At 61.7% G+C, this 14,284-nt stretch carries 13 protein-coding genes; 5 read left to right on the top strand and 8 right to left on the bottom strand.

The features are described from left to right. Window positions 1-10: 10 nt before the first annotated feature. Entirely contained in the window at window positions 11-985 is a 975-nt protein-coding gene (locus KVH01_RS18660) for a Csu type fimbrial protein (protein WP_080889093.1), read from the top strand. Here the strand turns inward: KVH01_RS18660 and KVH01_RS18655 are convergent. Together KVH01_RS18655 and KVH01_RS18650 are read right to left on the bottom strand one after the other, a co-directional pair. Further along, on the bottom strand, window positions 982-1,719 hold the full coding sequence (locus KVH01_RS18655; RefSeq protein ID WP_217882404.1) for an anti-sigma factor family protein: 738 nt from the start codon (window positions 1,717-1,719) through the stop codon (window positions 982-984). The genes KVH01_RS18660 and KVH01_RS18655 overlap by 4 nt on opposite strands. Beyond that, on the bottom strand, window positions 1,716-2,222 hold the full coding sequence (locus KVH01_RS18650) for a sigma-70 family RNA polymerase sigma factor (RefSeq protein WP_217882403.1): 507 nt from the start codon (window positions 2,220-2,222) through the stop codon (window positions 1,716-1,718). Before KVH01_RS18650 ends, KVH01_RS18655 begins: the two co-directional genes overlap by 4 nt. A gap of 167 nt (window positions 2,223-2,389) precedes the next feature. On the opposite strand from KVH01_RS18650, the gene KVH01_RS18645 reads away from it, so the two are divergent. Both KVH01_RS18645 and KVH01_RS18640 read left to right on the top strand, forming a co-directional pair. Beyond that, entirely contained in the window at window positions 2,390-3,472 is a 1,083-nt protein-coding gene (locus tag KVH01_RS18645) for a catalase family peroxidase (RefSeq protein WP_217882402.1), read from the top strand. Further along, complete coding sequence (locus KVH01_RS18640) at window positions 3,469-4,008, top strand: cytochrome b (protein WP_217882401.1); 540 nt, start codon at window positions 3,469-3,471, stop codon at window positions 4,006-4,008. Before KVH01_RS18645 ends, KVH01_RS18640 begins: the two co-directional genes overlap by 4 nt. Before the next feature lie 34 nt (window positions 4,009-4,042). Here KVH01_RS18640 and KVH01_RS18635 read toward each other — a convergent pair whose 3' ends face one another. Both KVH01_RS18635 and KVH01_RS18630 read right to left on the bottom strand, forming a co-directional pair. Continuing rightward, entirely contained in the window at window positions 4,043-5,194 is a 1,152-nt protein-coding gene (locus KVH01_RS18635) for a M14 family metallopeptidase (protein ID WP_217882400.1), read from the bottom strand. Window positions 5,195-5,658: 464 nt separating this feature from the next. Further along, entirely contained in the window at window positions 5,659-6,009 is a 351-nt protein-coding gene (locus KVH01_RS18630; protein WP_080889094.1) for a DUF6124 family protein, read from the bottom strand. A gap of 130 nt (window positions 6,010-6,139) precedes the next feature. On the opposite strand from KVH01_RS18630, the gene KVH01_RS18625 reads away from it, so the two are divergent. Continuing rightward, window positions 6,140-6,775 carry a LexA family protein gene (locus KVH01_RS18625; protein WP_217882399.1) on the top strand — a complete coding sequence of 212 codons (636 nt, stop codon included), beginning with the start codon at window positions 6,140-6,142 and terminating at the stop codon, window positions 6,773-6,775. Here the strand turns inward: KVH01_RS18625 and KVH01_RS18620 are convergent. The 4 genes from KVH01_RS18620 to KVH01_RS18605 all read right to left on the bottom strand — a co-directional run bounded on the left by KVH01_RS18620 (window position 6,772) and on the right by KVH01_RS18605 (window position 12,444). Next, a complete protein-coding gene (locus KVH01_RS18620; protein WP_217882398.1) occupies window positions 6,772-8,697 on the bottom strand; it encodes an acetyl/propionyl/methylcrotonyl-CoA carboxylase subunit alpha in 1,926 nt (641 codons plus the stop codon). The genes KVH01_RS18625 and KVH01_RS18620 overlap by 4 nt on opposite strands. Continuing rightward, window positions 8,694-9,500, bottom strand: a complete 807-nt coding sequence (locus KVH01_RS18615; protein ID WP_217882397.1) for a gamma-carboxygeranoyl-CoA hydratase — start codon at window positions 9,498-9,500, stop codon at window positions 8,694-8,696. The genes KVH01_RS18620 and KVH01_RS18615 overlap by 4 nt, the downstream gene beginning before the upstream one ends. 161 nt (window positions 9,501-9,661) lie before the next feature. Then, entirely contained in the window at window positions 9,662-11,269 is a 1,608-nt protein-coding gene (locus tag KVH01_RS18610; protein WP_217882396.1) for a carboxyl transferase domain-containing protein, read from the bottom strand. A gap of 11 nt (window positions 11,270-11,280) precedes the next feature. Beyond that, a complete protein-coding gene (locus KVH01_RS18605; RefSeq protein ID WP_217882395.1) occupies window positions 11,281-12,444 on the bottom strand; it encodes an isovaleryl-CoA dehydrogenase in 1,164 nt (387 codons plus the stop codon). A 150-nt stretch (window positions 12,445-12,594) separates the two neighbouring features. Between KVH01_RS18605 and KVH01_RS18600 the strand changes: the two genes are divergently transcribed. Next, window positions 12,595-14,223 carry an AMP-binding protein gene (locus tag KVH01_RS18600; protein ID WP_217882394.1) on the top strand — a complete coding sequence of 543 codons (1,629 nt, stop codon included), beginning with the start codon at window positions 12,595-12,597 and terminating at the stop codon, window positions 14,221-14,223. The last annotated feature ends 61 nt before the right edge of the window (window positions 14,224-14,284 follow it).

Here is a 14,284-nt window from a genome sequence, read left to right as displayed (position 1 = left end):
GAGGCTTCGGGTGAGGCATAAGGCATGGCTGTATGCAGCAGCGGTGTTGTTTTCTGGGCAGGCAATGGCGGTATGCTCGGTGGTTTCCACCGTACCTGCCAGTTTTGGCTCGATCAGTTCGATGACAGTGCGCACGGCTGCGCAAACCAGTTCCACCACCAACGCCGGGTTGAGCTGCACCTCGGCGTTGATTTCGTTGCTGGTGTCCACCGACCACTTCTACGCCACGATCACCTCGGCCACGGGGGGCATGGTCGGGCCGACCGGTGATGTGATCGGCTACACCATTTATGGCAACAACAGCACCAGTTACCCGATTACCCGCGGCAGCCAATTCGATTTTGGTGGCGCCGGCGGGATTGCCCAAAGCATTGGCCTGATCGCCGGGCCCGGGGCGAAAACCGTACCGCTGTACCTGAGCAGCATCACCGGCAGCAACGTGGCGGCCGGCTTGTATACCGAGACATTGAACATCGCCTGGAACTGGAATTATTGCTCGGGGATCGGCATTGGCGGCATCTGCCTGGGGCGCGACATTGGCAGCGGCACGGCGTCCCTGACCGTCAGCATGACCGTGACCAATGACTGCCAGATCACCGCGCCGAATATCAGCTTTGGCAGCGCGCCGGTGGTCAGTGGGTTTACCGCGGTGACCGGACAGACCATCAACATCGCCTGCACCAAGGGCAGTGCCTATACCGTGGGCTTGAGCGACGGCCAGAACCCGGTCAGCGTCGGCGGGCGCCGGCGTATGATTTCCGGCACGAGCTACCTGGCCTACGACATTTTCAAAAGCGCCGGCACCACGCGTTGGGGCAGTGTCGGTGCGGCGCGGCGCGCCAGCTCCACGGCCGAGATCAACCCTGGCAACGGCTTGGGCATCGGCAGCCAGGTCTACAACTACAACGCGCGGATCTACACCGACCAGCCCACGCCACCAGGCGGCACCTATGTCGACAACGTGGTGCTGGATGTGGGCTTCTAGAACTTCATCAACGGTGTGGTGGGCTGGTCTACCGGGCTGACCATTGCGTAGTTATAGCCGCCGCCTGACCAGTATTCGGCCTGCAAGCCATTGGCGCTGCGGCTGCCGCGGGGCAGGAAACCGTTGTTCGGGCCTGGCGGTCGTATATAGAAGCTGATGCGCCGGCCTTGCGGGTCTTGGTATAGCACCATGGCTGCCGCGCCCTGGTCGGTGGTGAGCAGGCGCCCGCTGACCGGCTTGAACCCCGCCTGGCTCAGGTCGGGCAGGCGGTGGGCTTGATTGAAATAGCGGTCGAGCCAGGCCTGCATAGTGCCGCTACCCTCGGCACTGAAGTCGGCGGGCATGATGCCGTCCTGGGCAAACAGGCGGTAGGCCTGCATGGCATCGGTCATCGGCAATAGCGGCGGCTGGGTGGCTTCTCTGGCCTGCCAGCCGCCTATTCCGCCGAGGCTCACGGCAATCAGCAGCAGCGCCGCGGTGGCGAAGTGGCGGCGGGTCTGACGCTTGATACGCTGGCGAATCAGCGCCGGGTCCAGTGCCGGGTTGTTCGGCTGTTGCAGGGCGCCGCTTAAAGACGCGCGCAATAATTGCGCATCCTGTTGCCAGGCCTGGACCTGGGCGGCCACTTCGGGGTGGCTGGCCAGCCAGGTTTCAAGCACTCGGCGGTCACTCTCCAGTAATTGGTGATCGACGTAGGCATGCAAGTCGCGTTCGCTGGGGGGCAGGCTGATCATTTGAGTCTCCGCAGGGCAGGGCCGGCAATTTCGCCATCGCTGAGTTGACGCAACGCTTGGCGTGCGCGGGACAGGCGTGACATCACCGTGCCGATGGGCACGTCGAGAATCTCGGCCACGGCCTTGTAGCTCAAGCCCTCGACAGACACCCACAGCAGCAGGGCACGCTGTTCGGCGGTGAGTTGATCGAAGGCTTGCAGGGTGGATTGGGCCATCACCGTGCGCTCCACCGAAGGCTGCGCGTCATCGCGGCCGGTGAAGAACTCGAGCATGCGCGCATAGCGTCGGCTGCGGCGGTGGGCGTCGAGGAACTGCCGGTAGAGGATCGAGAACAGCCAGGCGCGCAGGTCACCTTCCAGACGTTTATCGGCCCAGGCGATGATCGCCCGTTCCAGAGTGGCCTGCACCAGGTCGTCGGCGCTGCTGCTGTTGCGCGTCAGCGACACGGCAAAACGCCGCAACCTGGGGATGAGTTCACGTAACTGTTCGTCGAGTTCATGCATGGGTGTCTGGCTGGTCACTACGCTGGGACTAGAAAGACGTCCGGCGTTAAAGGTTATTCCACGGCCCGCAAAATAATTCGAAGGTCAGGGAATAGAGCAAATCGGCGTTCGTCTTAATGCTCCGACCTTATGTTTCACCCTAAGGCCACTGGCCCTGGAGTTCCTGCATGGTAGATCACTCATCACCCCCCCGTCCTCCATTGAGCACTACGAGCCTGATCCTACGTCTGGCGGGTATCGGCGCCGTGGTTGCCGTTGTCGCTGGGGCATTTGCCTACGTCAACGGCACCCTTGACCCACAACGCCTACGGCCAAAAACCTTGGTCAATGCTCTGGAAACCAATAACGGCGTGCACCCAGGCTTTCGCCGTAACCACGCCAAGGGTGTGTGCGTGGCCGGTTACTTCCAGAGCAGTGCCGAGGCGCGTGCGTACTCCAGTGCCCAAGTGTTCAGCGCGGCCAAGACCCCGGTCATCGGCCGGTTTGCCTTGCCCAGCGGCAACCCTTATGCGCCGGACAGCAGTGTGCCGATCCGCAGTTTTGCCGTGCAATTCAGCCAGGCCAACGGCCAGCAGTGGCGCACCGGCATGAACAGCATGCCGGTATTCCCGGTGGGCACCCCCGAGGCGTTCTACCAGTTGCTCAAGGCAGGCGCGCCCGATCCGGCCACTGGCAAGCCGAACCCGGCCAATATGCCGGCATTTTTTGCCGCGCATCCGGAGACGGCACCGTTCCTGGCGTGGGTCAAGACCGCCAAGCCATCGGCCAGTTACGCGACTGAAACCTATAACGGCATCAATGCGTTTTACCTGGTGAGCGCCGATGGCAAACGCCAGGCCGTGCGGTGGGGCGTGGTGCCGCTCAGCCAGGACGCACCGGGCGATACTGCGCCGGATGGCGCCGATTTCCTCGAGAAAGATCTGGTGCAACGCCTCGCCGCCGGGCCGTTGCGTTGGCAATTGAACATGACCCTGGCCAACCCCGGCGACCCGCTGGATGACGCGAGCAAGACCTGGGCCGGCGAGCACAGGGTGCTGAACGCCGGCACACTGGTGCTGCAAAGCAGCCAGCCCCAGGCAGACGGTGATTGCCGCGATATCAACTTTGACCCGCTGATTCTGCCCAGCGGCATCGAGGCCTCCAATGACCCGTTGCTGGCCGCCCGCTCTGCCGCGTATGCCAGTTCGTACCTGCGCCGCGCCGGTGAAGTCAGCCCCTTGCACAGCGCCCCTCAGGAGTCGAAGCCATGAATGCCCAGCCCCGCTTTTTTGCCCCCCTGGCACGTCTGCTGCACTGGCTGATGGCGCTGATGATCATTGCCATGCTGTTTATCGGCGCGGGGTTGGCCGCGTCAGTGTCTGAGCGCCATGAGTGGTTGATCCACCTGCACAAGCCGCTGGGGATCGCGATACTGGCCCTGGTGATCGTGCGGTTGGTGGTGCGCTTTTGCACACGACAGCCGCCATTGCCAGCGGATTTGCCCGCGTGGCAAGTGCTGGCGGCCAAGGCTTCCCATGTGCTGCTGTATGCGTTGATGCTGGTGTTGCCGCTGCTGGGCTGGGCGATGATTTCGGCCGCCGGTGATCCGGTAATGCTCAGCAGCAGCGTGCAACTGCCCGCGCTGGTGGGGGCGAATGCGCCGTTGTTTGCGCTGTTGCGCAATGCCCACGGCTATCTTGCCTACCTGTTGTTCCTTACGGTACTGGTGCACTTGGCGGCGGCGTTGTTCCACGGTTTGATCCGCCGCGATGGTGTCTTGCAAAGCATGACCGGCACCAAGGACTGATGGCTTTTGTGGCGAGCAAGCTCGCCACATGTGCTTAACGCAAGAGGCCGACAATATCGGCGACGCTGCTCAAGACGTCCTTGCCCAGCTGTTTCGAGCGATCGCCTGACCAGCCGGTGCGCAGGTTGGGTGCGTCGTCGTTGTCCTTGAAGGGCATCTCCAGGGTCAGGGACAGGCAGTCATACTTTTCACCGACCGCGTTGCAGGCCAGGGTCATGTTGGCTTCGCCCGGCAGGTCGCGGGTGTAGCCGTGGGTGGTTTGGAAGTCCCGGGTCAGGTGGCTCAGATGGCGGCGGAAGTGTTTTTCCAGGGCTTCGATGCGCGGTGTGTAGCCGGGGTTGCCTTCGCAGCCGGCGGTGAAGACGTAGGGGATCTCTTCGTCGCCGTGGATATCGAGGAACAGGTCCACGCCATATTTTTCCATCTGTTCCTGGACGAACAGGACTTCCGGGCTGAGTTCCTGGCTGGCGTTTTGCCAGGCGCGGTTGAGGTCCTGGCCCATGGCGTTGGTGCGCAGGTGGCCATGGAAGGCGCCATCGGGGTTCATGTTCGGAACCAGGTACAGGTCAGCCACGGCCAGCAGCTTTTTCAGCTCGTCGTCGCCGTCCTGTTGCAGGCGTTCGATCACGCCTTCCATAAACCACTCGGCCATGTGCTCGCCGGGATGCTGCTGGGCAATGATCCATACCTTGCGGCGACCTTCGCCCCCTTTGCCGCGTCGTAGCATTTGGATATCGCGGCCTTCAGCGCTCTTGCCGGTGGCGAGCAGGGTGACGCCTGCGTACTTCAGGGCTTGATCGATCAACCAGTCGTGGCGTTCACGGCTGTAGGGCTCGAAATAGGCGAACCAGACGTGTTTTTCCCGGGTCTGGAGGGTGATATGCAGGATCTCACCGTCAAAGCGCGTCGGTACCCGGAACCAGTTGATATGGTCGTAGGACGCCACGGCGTTGTACCCGCTCCAGGCATGTCGATAGGACGAGCGACCCGCGTTGCTCAGGCGAAAAGTGTGGGTATGCCCCACGTGCATGCCTTCGGCCTTGAAGTGGAACCATTGGAAGTGATCGCTGCGGGTATCGGGTTTGATTGCCAGCAACAACTGATAGGCATCGCTGGCATCCAGGACCTGGATGTTGCCGCTGTCGAAATCGGTGCTGATCTTGATGGACGTCAAGGCCACGGTCATAGTCTGGTTGCCTGAATATGAGTGAGGTGGTGGCTATATTACACAGGCGGCAGGCAAAACCTGGATGCAAAATTGTTGCACGGGGAGGGGGCGTCATCCCTGACGCCGCGGCAGCTTAGGGTCTATGAGATTGATTCTCAAGCGCTAAATCGCAAAGATCCGGGCTAGAGCAGTCGAGTGGCTTTCTTTAGGCGATAGTCTTTTGCTACCATGCGCGCCATCAAGCAACACACAGTCTTCATTAGCCTGAAGCCACGCCAGGGAAACTGGCAAAAAAAAGACCCGGCCAAAGAGCCGGGTCAAAAACCGTGATTAGCCTGATGAGGAGATATTCCAAGAGTCCGACCTAAGGTCTCTTGGTCTATCGACTGATCTCGCGATCAGCTGGGTCCAATAATAATCATTATCATTTGCAAGTCAAATGTTTTTATCCGTGGGATAGAAATATTTTTCCTTGACGCTTTTTATGCGCTTGCCTGGGCCACTGGCCCTTGCAACGACCGCTCCACCATCGCCTTGGCCATATCAATCAAATACACCACGGAAAACGCCAGGTCGCGCTGAGTGCCTTGATGGCTGCACGCTGATTCATAGGCGGTTGCCGCTGCACTGCGCAACAGGTCCGAGGCATGCACCAGAGCTTCCTCTTGGCTGATGCCCGGTTTGATCACGAACATGGCGTCATCCTGGGCCGGCGCCGACATCTCTTCTTTCAAGTAATAATCCAGCGCGCGCTGGGCCGCCCCGCTGTTGTGCATGTCGTGTAATTCAATGTGTTCAGGTGTTTCGGGCAATGGATACGGGCTGTTCGTCATAAGCGGCAGTACTCCGGTGGGTGTCGAAATCCTTAGGCTTGATGATAGTACGTATCGTATTTATGTCGTTTTATGGATTACTACAAACTGTTTATTGCCCTGAAAAATACACGTCGTATCGTCAGGCGCCATGGATAAATGGATAGCGTTGGTTAAAGCCAACATGAAAGACCGCAAGGTCACGCAAGGCGAATTGGCGGAGCGCCTGGGCATGTCCCAGGGCGGTGTCGGCCACTGGCTCAACAAGCGCCGTGTACCGAGCCTGGCGGACATGAACCGGGTGCTCGCGGAGCTGGGGTTGGGGGACCTGGAAGTGGCGCTCGAGATTCGCGAGCGGGCCGCAACAGAGGTGGCGTTGGAACGACGCTACAACCCGTATTTTCGCTACCCGGTCAGCGACTGGAAGCAGGCGTGCGAGTTGCGCGAGGAGCGTGCGGCCTATGGAACGAGTCGCTACGAATTGACCGATTACCACGCTCAAGGCAAGGCGTTCTGGCTACCGGTGACGAGCGACGCCATGACCGCGCCCACGGGCCTGAGCATCGGTGCCGGGATGATGATCCTGGTGGACCCGGCTATCGAGCCCGACCCCGGCAAACTGGTGGTTGCCCAATGGGCTGGCAGTCCCCAGGCGACCTTTCGCCAATTGCAGGAAGAAAGCGGCCGGCGTTACCTGGTGCCGCTCAATCCCACTTACCCCAAGGCGCTGCTCACCGAGGATTGCAGCATCCTGGGGGTGGTGGTGCAAGCCACGGCGAAGTTCTAGCCGGCCGTTTCAAGCTCCACCAGCGCGCTGCCTTCAGCCACCATTTCACCTTCCAGGCAGAACAGCGCCTTGACCACCCCAGCCTGGGGCGCACGGATGCTGTGTTCCATCTTCATGGCTTCCAGCACCACCAGTTGGCTGCCAGCCTCGACGGCTTGCCCCACCTCTACCAACACGCGCACGATGCTGCCGTTCATCGGAGCGCTAAGACCGCCCTGGGGAGATTGCCCGGCTTCTACCGCCGCAATCGGATCAAACAGGCTGACGGCATGCATCTCACCGTCCCAACGCAGGTACAGGCTGCCTGCGCTACGGACCGCCAGGTGAGCACGGCGCACCCCTTGACGCTCGATCAGCAACTGCTCGCCGCACAGCTGTGGCGCGTTCCCCGATAATGTCACCAGCCGATCCTGCCCATTGCAGCTCAGGTGCAGCGAAACCTCGGACGGCAGCCCCGCACGAAAGCCCTGGTTATTGGCCCACGGGCCATCGCCCGTCGGCAGGCTGTGCATAAATGCCCAGCCCGCCGCCTGCCAGAACGCATCGCTCAATGCGCCGGGCTCTGGCAACAGCTCATCCTGATAACGCGGGATAAAACCGGTATCCAGTTCAGCCGCCGCAAACGCGGGATGACCGATGATGCGTCGCAGAAAGCCCAGGTTAGTCTTGAGCCCGCCGACCGCAAATTCATCGAGCATGCTCAGTAACCGCAAACGCGCCTGTTCACGGTCTTCGCCCCAGGCAATCAACTTGCCGAGCATCGGGTCGTAGAAGGGCGATACGTCGTCGCCTTGCTCGACACCGCTGTCCACCCGGCGGCCCGGGCCCGGGCCGGACTCGCGGTACAGCGCCAGGTGCCCGGTGGCCGGCAGGAAGTCATTGGCCGGGTCTTCGGCATACAGCCTCACTTCAATGGCATGGCCGATCAACGGCACCTGCTCTTGAGTGATCGGCAGCGCCTCGCCCTGGGCCACCCGGATCTGCCAGGCCACCAGGTCGAGACCGGTGATCGCCTCGGTCACCGGGTGTTCCACTTGCAGTCGCGTGTTCATCTCCATGAAGAAAAACCCGCCACGGGCATCCAGCAGAAATTCCACCGTGCCTGCGCCGACATAACCGATGGCCTGGGCTGCCCGCACAGCTGCTTCGCCCATGGCCTTGCGCTGCTCGAGACACAAGCCCGGCGCCGGGGCTTCTTCGACGACCTTTTGGTGGCGACGTTGGATCGAGCAGTCGCGCTCATTGAGATACAGGCAGTGGCCATGCTGGTCGGCAAACACCTGGATCTCGACATGCCGCGGCTTGAGCAGATATTTCTCCACCAGCATCTGCCCATTGCCGAAGGATGACAGCGCTTCACGCTGGGCAGAGGCCAGGGCTTCGGCCAACTGGCTGACATCCTCGACCACCTTCATGCCCTTGCCGCCGCCGCCGGCCGTGGCCTTGAGCAGCACCGGGTAGCCGATACGCTCACAGGCGGCGCGGAAGGTTTCCAGGTCCTGGGCCTCGCCGTGGTAACCCGGCACCAGCGGTACGCCAGCGGTTTCCATCAGGGCCTTGGCCGCTGATTTGCTGCCCATGGCGTCGATGGCAGAGGCGGGCGGGCCGAGGAAAATCAAGCCGGCGGCCTCGATGGCGCGGGCGAAGCCAGCGTTTTCCGAGAGGAAACCGTAGCCGGGGTGAATCGCCTGTGCACCGCTGGCGTGGGCGGCGGCAATCAGTTTGTCGATTTGCAGGTAGCTGTCGGTGGCTTTGCTGCCACCCAGGTCGACACGGATGTCGGCCTCGCGGCTATGACGCGCATCGCGGTCGATGGCGCTGTGCACGGCCACGGTGGTCAGGCCCATGGCCTTGGCGGTGCGCATGACCCGGCAGGCAATCTCGCCACGGTTGGCCACCAGTATGGTGCTGAGTGTGCTCATAAGCGCGGCTCCTGGGCTTGCCAGCTCGGCGCACGTTTTTGCAGGAACGCACGCAAACCTTCCTGGCCCTCGGCGCTCACCCGAATGCGGGCGATGGCGTTTTCGCAATAACGTCGCAGCGCAGGCGTGAGGGCACCGTTGCCCACTTCACGCAGTAAGTCCTTACTGGCGCGCATCGCCGCCGGGCTGTTTTGCAGCAGGTTTTCGACCCACTGGTCCACCTGCTGATCCAGGGTTTCGGCCGGATAACTCTCTGCCAGTAAACCGATCTCCCTTGCTCGCTGGCCACCAAAGCGCTCGGCCGTGAGGGCATAACGACGGGCAGCACGTTGGCCGATGGCCTGCACCACGAAAGGACTGATCACCGCCGGCGCCAGGCCGATGCGCACTTCCGACAAACAGAACTGCGCCTCATCGGTGCCGATGGCCATGTCACAGCAACTGATCAGGCCCAACGCGCCACCGTAGGCTGCGCCTTGCACCACGGCCAGCGTGGGGATTTTCAGCTTGGACAGGTTGTACATCAGCTCCGCCAGTTCACGGGCGTCGTCCAGGTTGGTGTGGTAGTCCAGCTCGGCCGATTGCTGCATCCAGGCCAAGTCGGCGCCGGCACTGAAATGCTTGCCGCGCCCGCGCAGTATCAAAAAACGCAGGGACGGGTCGCCTTGCACCTGGTCCAGGGCAATGATCAGTTCACGGATCATCTCGGCGTTGAACGCATTGTTCTTGGCTTCACGACTGAGCCACAGCGTGGCAAAGCCACGGCTGTCAGTGATCAGTTCGAGGGTGTTGAAGTCGTTCATGCAAGGAGCTCCATGATAATAAGAGGCCTCCTGTAGGAGCGCGCTTGTTGTGGCGAGCAAGCTTGCTTGCGCTGGGGGGCGCAGCGCCCCCAAAAAAGCCGGGACTGCTGCGCAGTCAGCGGGAGCAAGCTCCCTCGCCACAACAAGCTCGCTCCTGCAGGTTACATGCGGAACACGCCGAAGCGGCTCGGCTCGATGGGGGCGTTCAGCGAGGCGGACAAGGCCAGAGCCAGCACGTCGCGGGTCTGCAACGGGTCAATGACGCCGTCATCCCACAAGCGCGCGCTGGAGTAGTAGGGGTGGCCCTGGGTTTCATACTGATCGAGTATCGGTTGCTTGATTGAAGCTTCCTCATCGGCGCTGAACGCGTTGCCTGCGCGCTCGGCCTGCTCCCGCTTGACCTGCACCAGCACTCCGGCGGCCTGTTCGGCACCCATCACGCCGATGCGTGCGTTTGGCCACATCCACAAGAAGCGTGGGTCGTAGGCGCGGCCGCACATGCCATAGTTACCGGCACCAAAGCTGCCACCGATGATCACGGTGAACTTCGGCACTTTGGCGCACGCCACGGCGGTCACCAGCTTGGCGCCATGCTTGGCGATGCCGCCGGCTTCGTACTTCTGGCCGACCATGAAGCCGGTGATGTTCTGCAGGAACAGCAGGGGAATCCCGCGCTGGCAGGCCAGTTCGATAAAGTGCGCGCCTTTCTGCGCGGCCTCGGCGAACAGAATGCCGTTGTTGGCCAGGATCGCAATCGGGTAGCCATGCAAATGCGCAAAGCCGCACACCAAGGTGGTGCCGAACAGGGCCTTGAACTCATCGAACACCGAGCCGTCCACCAGCCGTGCGATCACTTCGCGTACATCGAAGGGTTGCTTGGCATCCGCCGGGATCACACCGTACAGCTCTTCGCTGCTGTACAGCGGCGCCACTGGCGGCCGTTGCACCAATTGACCTTGTTTGCGCCAATTGAGGTTGGCGACGCTGCGCCGAGCCAGGGCCAGGGCGTGTTCATCGCTGTCGGCATAGTGGTCGGCCACGCCGGAGATCTTGCAGTGCACATCGGCGCCGCCGAGGTCTTCGGCGCTGACCACTTCACCGGTGGCGGCCTTTACCAGCGGTGGCCCGGCAAGGAAGATGGTGGCTTGCTGGCGCACCATGATCGCTTCGTCGGCCATGGCCGGCACGTAGGCGCCGCCGGCGGTGCATGAGCCCATCACCACGGCGATCTGCGGGATGCCCTGGGCGCTCATGTTGGCCTGGTTGAAGAAGATCCGCCCAAAGTGCTCGCGGTCCGGGAACACCTCGTCCTGGCGCGGCAGGTTGGCGCCGCCGGAGTCCACCAGGTAGATGCACGGCAGGCGGTTCTGCTCGGCGATGGTCTGGGCGCGCAGGTGTTTTTTCACGGTCAGCGGATAGTAGGAGCCACCTTTGACTGTGGCATCGTTGGCGACGATCATGCATTCGACGCCTTCCACGCGACCAATGCCGGCAATCACTCCGGCCGCCGGTACGTCTTCGCCATACACCTGATAAGCCGCCAACTGGCTGAGCTCGAGAAACGGCGAGCCCGGGTCGAGCAGGCGATTGATACGCTCACGGGGCAGCAACTTGCCCCGCGAGGTGTGGCGTTCCTGGGCCTTGGTGCCGCCACCTTGTTGCACATGGGCGAGCAGGCTGTGCAGGGCGTCGACCTGTTCGCGCATCGCCATACTGTTGGCGGCGAACTCCGCCGAGCGTGGGTTGAGCTGGGTATGCAGGGTGGCCATGACGCGCTCCTTCAGCGGGTTTCGTTGAAGAGTTCGCGGCCAATCAACATCCGCCGAATCTCACTGGTACCGGCGCCGATTTCATACAGCTTGGCGTCGCGCAGCAGGCGGCCGGCGGGGAATTCGTTGATATAGCCATTGCCGCCGAGAATCTGGATCGCATCGAGGGCCATCTGCGTGGCGCGCTCGGCGCTGTAGAGGATCACGCCGGCGGCGTCCTTGCGCGTAGTCTCGCCGCGCTCGCAAGCCTGGGCCACGGCGTAGAGATAGGCGCGGCTGGCGTTGAGCTGGGTGTACATGTCGGCGACCTTGCCCTGGATCAGCTGGAATTCACCGATGCTCTGGCCAAACTGCTTGCGGTCGTGAATGTAGGGCACGATCAGATCCATGCATGCCTGCATGATCCCTGTGGGGCCGCCGGACAGCACCACGCGTTCGTAGTCCAGGCCGCTCATCAGCACTTTCACACCGCCATTGAGCACGCCGAGGATGTTGTCTTCGGGCACCTGCACGTCATCGAAAAACAACTCGCAGGTGTTGGAGCCACGCATGCCCAGCTTGTCGAACTTGTTGCTGCGGCTGAAGCCTTTCCAGTCGCGCTCGACGATGAAGGCGGTGATGCCGTGGGCGCCTTTCTCCAGGTCGGTCTTGGCATAGATCACGTAAGTGTTGGCGTCGGGGCCGTTGGTGATCCAGGTCTTGCTGCCATTGAGGACGTAGCAGTCGCCGCGTTTATCGGCGCGCAGTTTCATCGAGACGACGTCGGAGCCGGCATTCGGCTCGCTCATGGCCAGGGCGCCGACGTGCTCGCCGCTGATCAGCTTGGGCAGGTACTTGAGTTTTTGCTCGTGGTTACCGTTGCGGTTGATCTGGTTCACGCACAGGTTGGAGTGCGCGCCGTAGGACAGCGCCACCGAAGCCGAACCGCGACTGATTTCTTCCATGCTCACCACGTGGGCCAGGTAACCCAGGCCGGCACCGCCGTATTCTTCCGGCACGGTGATGCCCAGCAGGCCCATGTCCCCGAACTTGCGCCACAGGTCGGCGGGGAACAGGTTGTCGATGTCGATCTGGGCCGCGCGCGGTGCGATCTCCTTGCCCACGAAGGCCTGCACCTGGTCGCGCAGCATGTCGATGGTCTCGCCGAGGGCGAAGTTCAGGGACGGGTAACTCATGGACAGGCACCTTAATGTGAGCTTTGTTGTTGTGTGGGTTGGGCGCACGAGCAGGGCGCTCACCTTTACGTTAACGTAAGCTTGCGTTGCGGCGCTGTCAATCGTAGTTTACGTATACGTCAACCTACAAAAAAGATAACAGGGGTCGTTATGCATCCACCTAATCAGAGCTACAGCCGTGGTTCCCAGGACAAGGCCTTGCTGGCCATGACTATTGGCCAGGCTTTTGATCGCACCGCCGCGCAATATCCTGATGGCGAAGCCTTGGTGGTTCGCCACCAACAGCGGCGCTACACCTGGCGGCAACTGGCCGAGACGGTTGATTTGCATGCGCGGGCATTCCTGGCTTTGGGCATGCAAACCGGTGACCGCCTGGGCATCTGGGCACCCAATTGCGCCGAGTGGCTGATCTGTCAGGTGGCAAGCGCCAAGCTCGGGGTGATCCTGGTCAATATCAACCCGGCGTACCGCAGCAGTGAGTTGGACTACGTGCTCAAGCAATCCGGCTGCCAGTGGCTGGTGTGCGCCGGAGCGTTCAAGACCTCCGATTACCACGCCATGCTCCAGGCGCTGAAGCCAGATTTGCGCGGCCTTATCAGCCTCGATCCCAGCCCGCCGCCGGGCTTCATGCCCTGGTCGCAGCTGTCAGGCCTGGGCGCCGGTGTCCCGCCTGAGCAACTGCACAGCCGCGAGGCCAGCCTGCACTTCGACCAGCCTGTGAATATCCAGTACACCTCCGGCACCACCGGCTTCCCCAAGGGCGCCACCCTCAGTCACCACAACATCCTCAATAACGGCTACATGGTCGGCGAAAGCCTGGGCTTGACGGCGCGGGACCGCCTGGTGGTTCCGGTGCCGCTGTATCACTGCTTTGGTATGGTGATGGGCAACCTCGGCTGCATCACCCACGGTACCACCCTGATCTATCCCAACGATGGCTTCGACCCACTGCTGACGTTGAGTGCCGTCGCCGAAGAAAAAGCCACCGGCTTATATGGTGTGCCAACCATGTTCATCGCCATGCTCGATCACCCTCGCCGCGCCGAGTTCGACTTGTCCAGCCTGCGTACCGGGATCATGGCCGGGGCCACGTGCCCTATCGAAGTGATGCGCCGAGTCATCAACGAAATGCACATGAGTGAAGTGCAGATCGCCTACGGCATGACCGAAACCAGCCCGGTGTCACTGCAAACTGGTGCGGATGACGATATAGAGCGGCGCGTCACCACGGTGGGCCGCACCCAACCGCAACTGGAAACCAAGATTATCGACGAGGCCGGCAACACCGTCGCGCGCGGCGTGATAGGAGAGCTGTGCACCCGTGGCTACAGCGTGATGCTCGGTTACTGGAACAACCCCGAAGGCACCCGTGAGGCTATCGATGACGCCGGCTGGATGCACACCGGCGACCTGGCGACCATGGATGAACACGGCTATGTGTGCATCGCCGGGCGCAACAAGGACATGATCATCCGCGGTGGCGAAAACGTTTACCCACGGGAGTTGGAAGAGTTCTTCTTCACCCACCCGGCGGTGGCCGACGTGCAGATCATCGGCGTCCCCGATGAGCGTTATGGCGAAGAAATCGTCGCCTGGATCAAGTTCCATCCGGGTCATGCCGCCAACGAGCTTGAGCTGTTGAGCTGGTGCAAGGACCGCATCGCCCATTTCAAGACGCCAAGGCACTTCAAGTTTGTGGACGAGTTTCCGATGACGGTGACGGGCAAGATTCAGAAGTTTCGCATGCGTGAGATCAGCATCGAGGAACTGACGCGTTAACTACTTAGCCCAGGAAACAGGTGCAGCTCTTTAAATTGGTCTTTTGAGAATTCTCACTGGA

The sequence above is a fragment of the Pseudomonas khavaziana genome (assembly GCF_019145205.1).
Taxonomy (GTDB): domain Bacteria; phylum Pseudomonadota; class Gammaproteobacteria; order Pseudomonadales; family Pseudomonadaceae; genus Aquipseudomonas; species Aquipseudomonas khavaziana.
Note: the sequence above shows the minus strand (reverse complement) of the source record. Positions and strands in the feature narration are given on the sequence as shown.

Bases quoted from the DNA above. Each gene is read 5' to 3' on its own strand.
- KVH01_RS18640 (WP_217882401.1), top strand. From the start codon at position 3,469: ATGAATGCCCAGCCCCGCTTTTTTGCCCCCCTGGCACGTCTGCTGCAC.
- KVH01_RS18645 (WP_217882402.1), top strand. From the start codon at position 2,390: ATGGTAGATCACTCATCACCCCCCCGTCCTCCATTGAGCACTACGAGC.
- KVH01_RS18615 (WP_217882397.1), bottom strand. From the start codon at position 9,500: ATGAACGACTTCAACACCCTCGAACTGATCACTGACAGCCGTGGCTTT.
- KVH01_RS18655 (WP_217882404.1), bottom strand. From the start codon at position 1,719: ATGATCAGCCTGCCCCCCAGCGAACGCGACTTGCATGCCTACGTCGAT.
- KVH01_RS18625 (WP_217882399.1), top strand. From the start codon at position 6,140: ATGGATAAATGGATAGCGTTGGTTAAAGCCAACATGAAAGACCGCAAG.
- KVH01_RS18635 (WP_217882400.1), bottom strand. From the start codon at position 5,194: ATGACCGTGGCCTTGACGTCCATCAAGATCAGCACCGATTTCGACAGC.
- KVH01_RS18600 (WP_217882394.1), top strand. From the start codon at position 12,595: ATGCATCCACCTAATCAGAGCTACAGCCGTGGTTCCCAGGACAAGGCC.
- KVH01_RS18605 (WP_217882395.1), bottom strand. From the start codon at position 12,444: ATGAGTTACCCGTCCCTGAACTTCGCCCTCGGCGAGACCATCGACATG.
- KVH01_RS18630 (WP_080889094.1), bottom strand. From the start codon at position 6,009: ATGACGAACAGCCCGTATCCATTGCCCGAAACACCTGAACACATTGAA.
- KVH01_RS18620 (WP_217882398.1), bottom strand. From the start codon at position 8,697: ATGAGCACACTCAGCACCATACTGGTGGCCAACCGTGGCGAGATTGCC.
- KVH01_RS18610 (WP_217882396.1), bottom strand. From the start codon at position 11,269: ATGGCCACCCTGCATACCCAGCTCAACCCACGCTCGGCGGAGTTCGCC.
- KVH01_RS18650 (WP_217882403.1), bottom strand. From the start codon at position 2,222: ATGCATGAACTCGACGAACAGTTACGTGAACTCATCCCCAGGTTGCGG.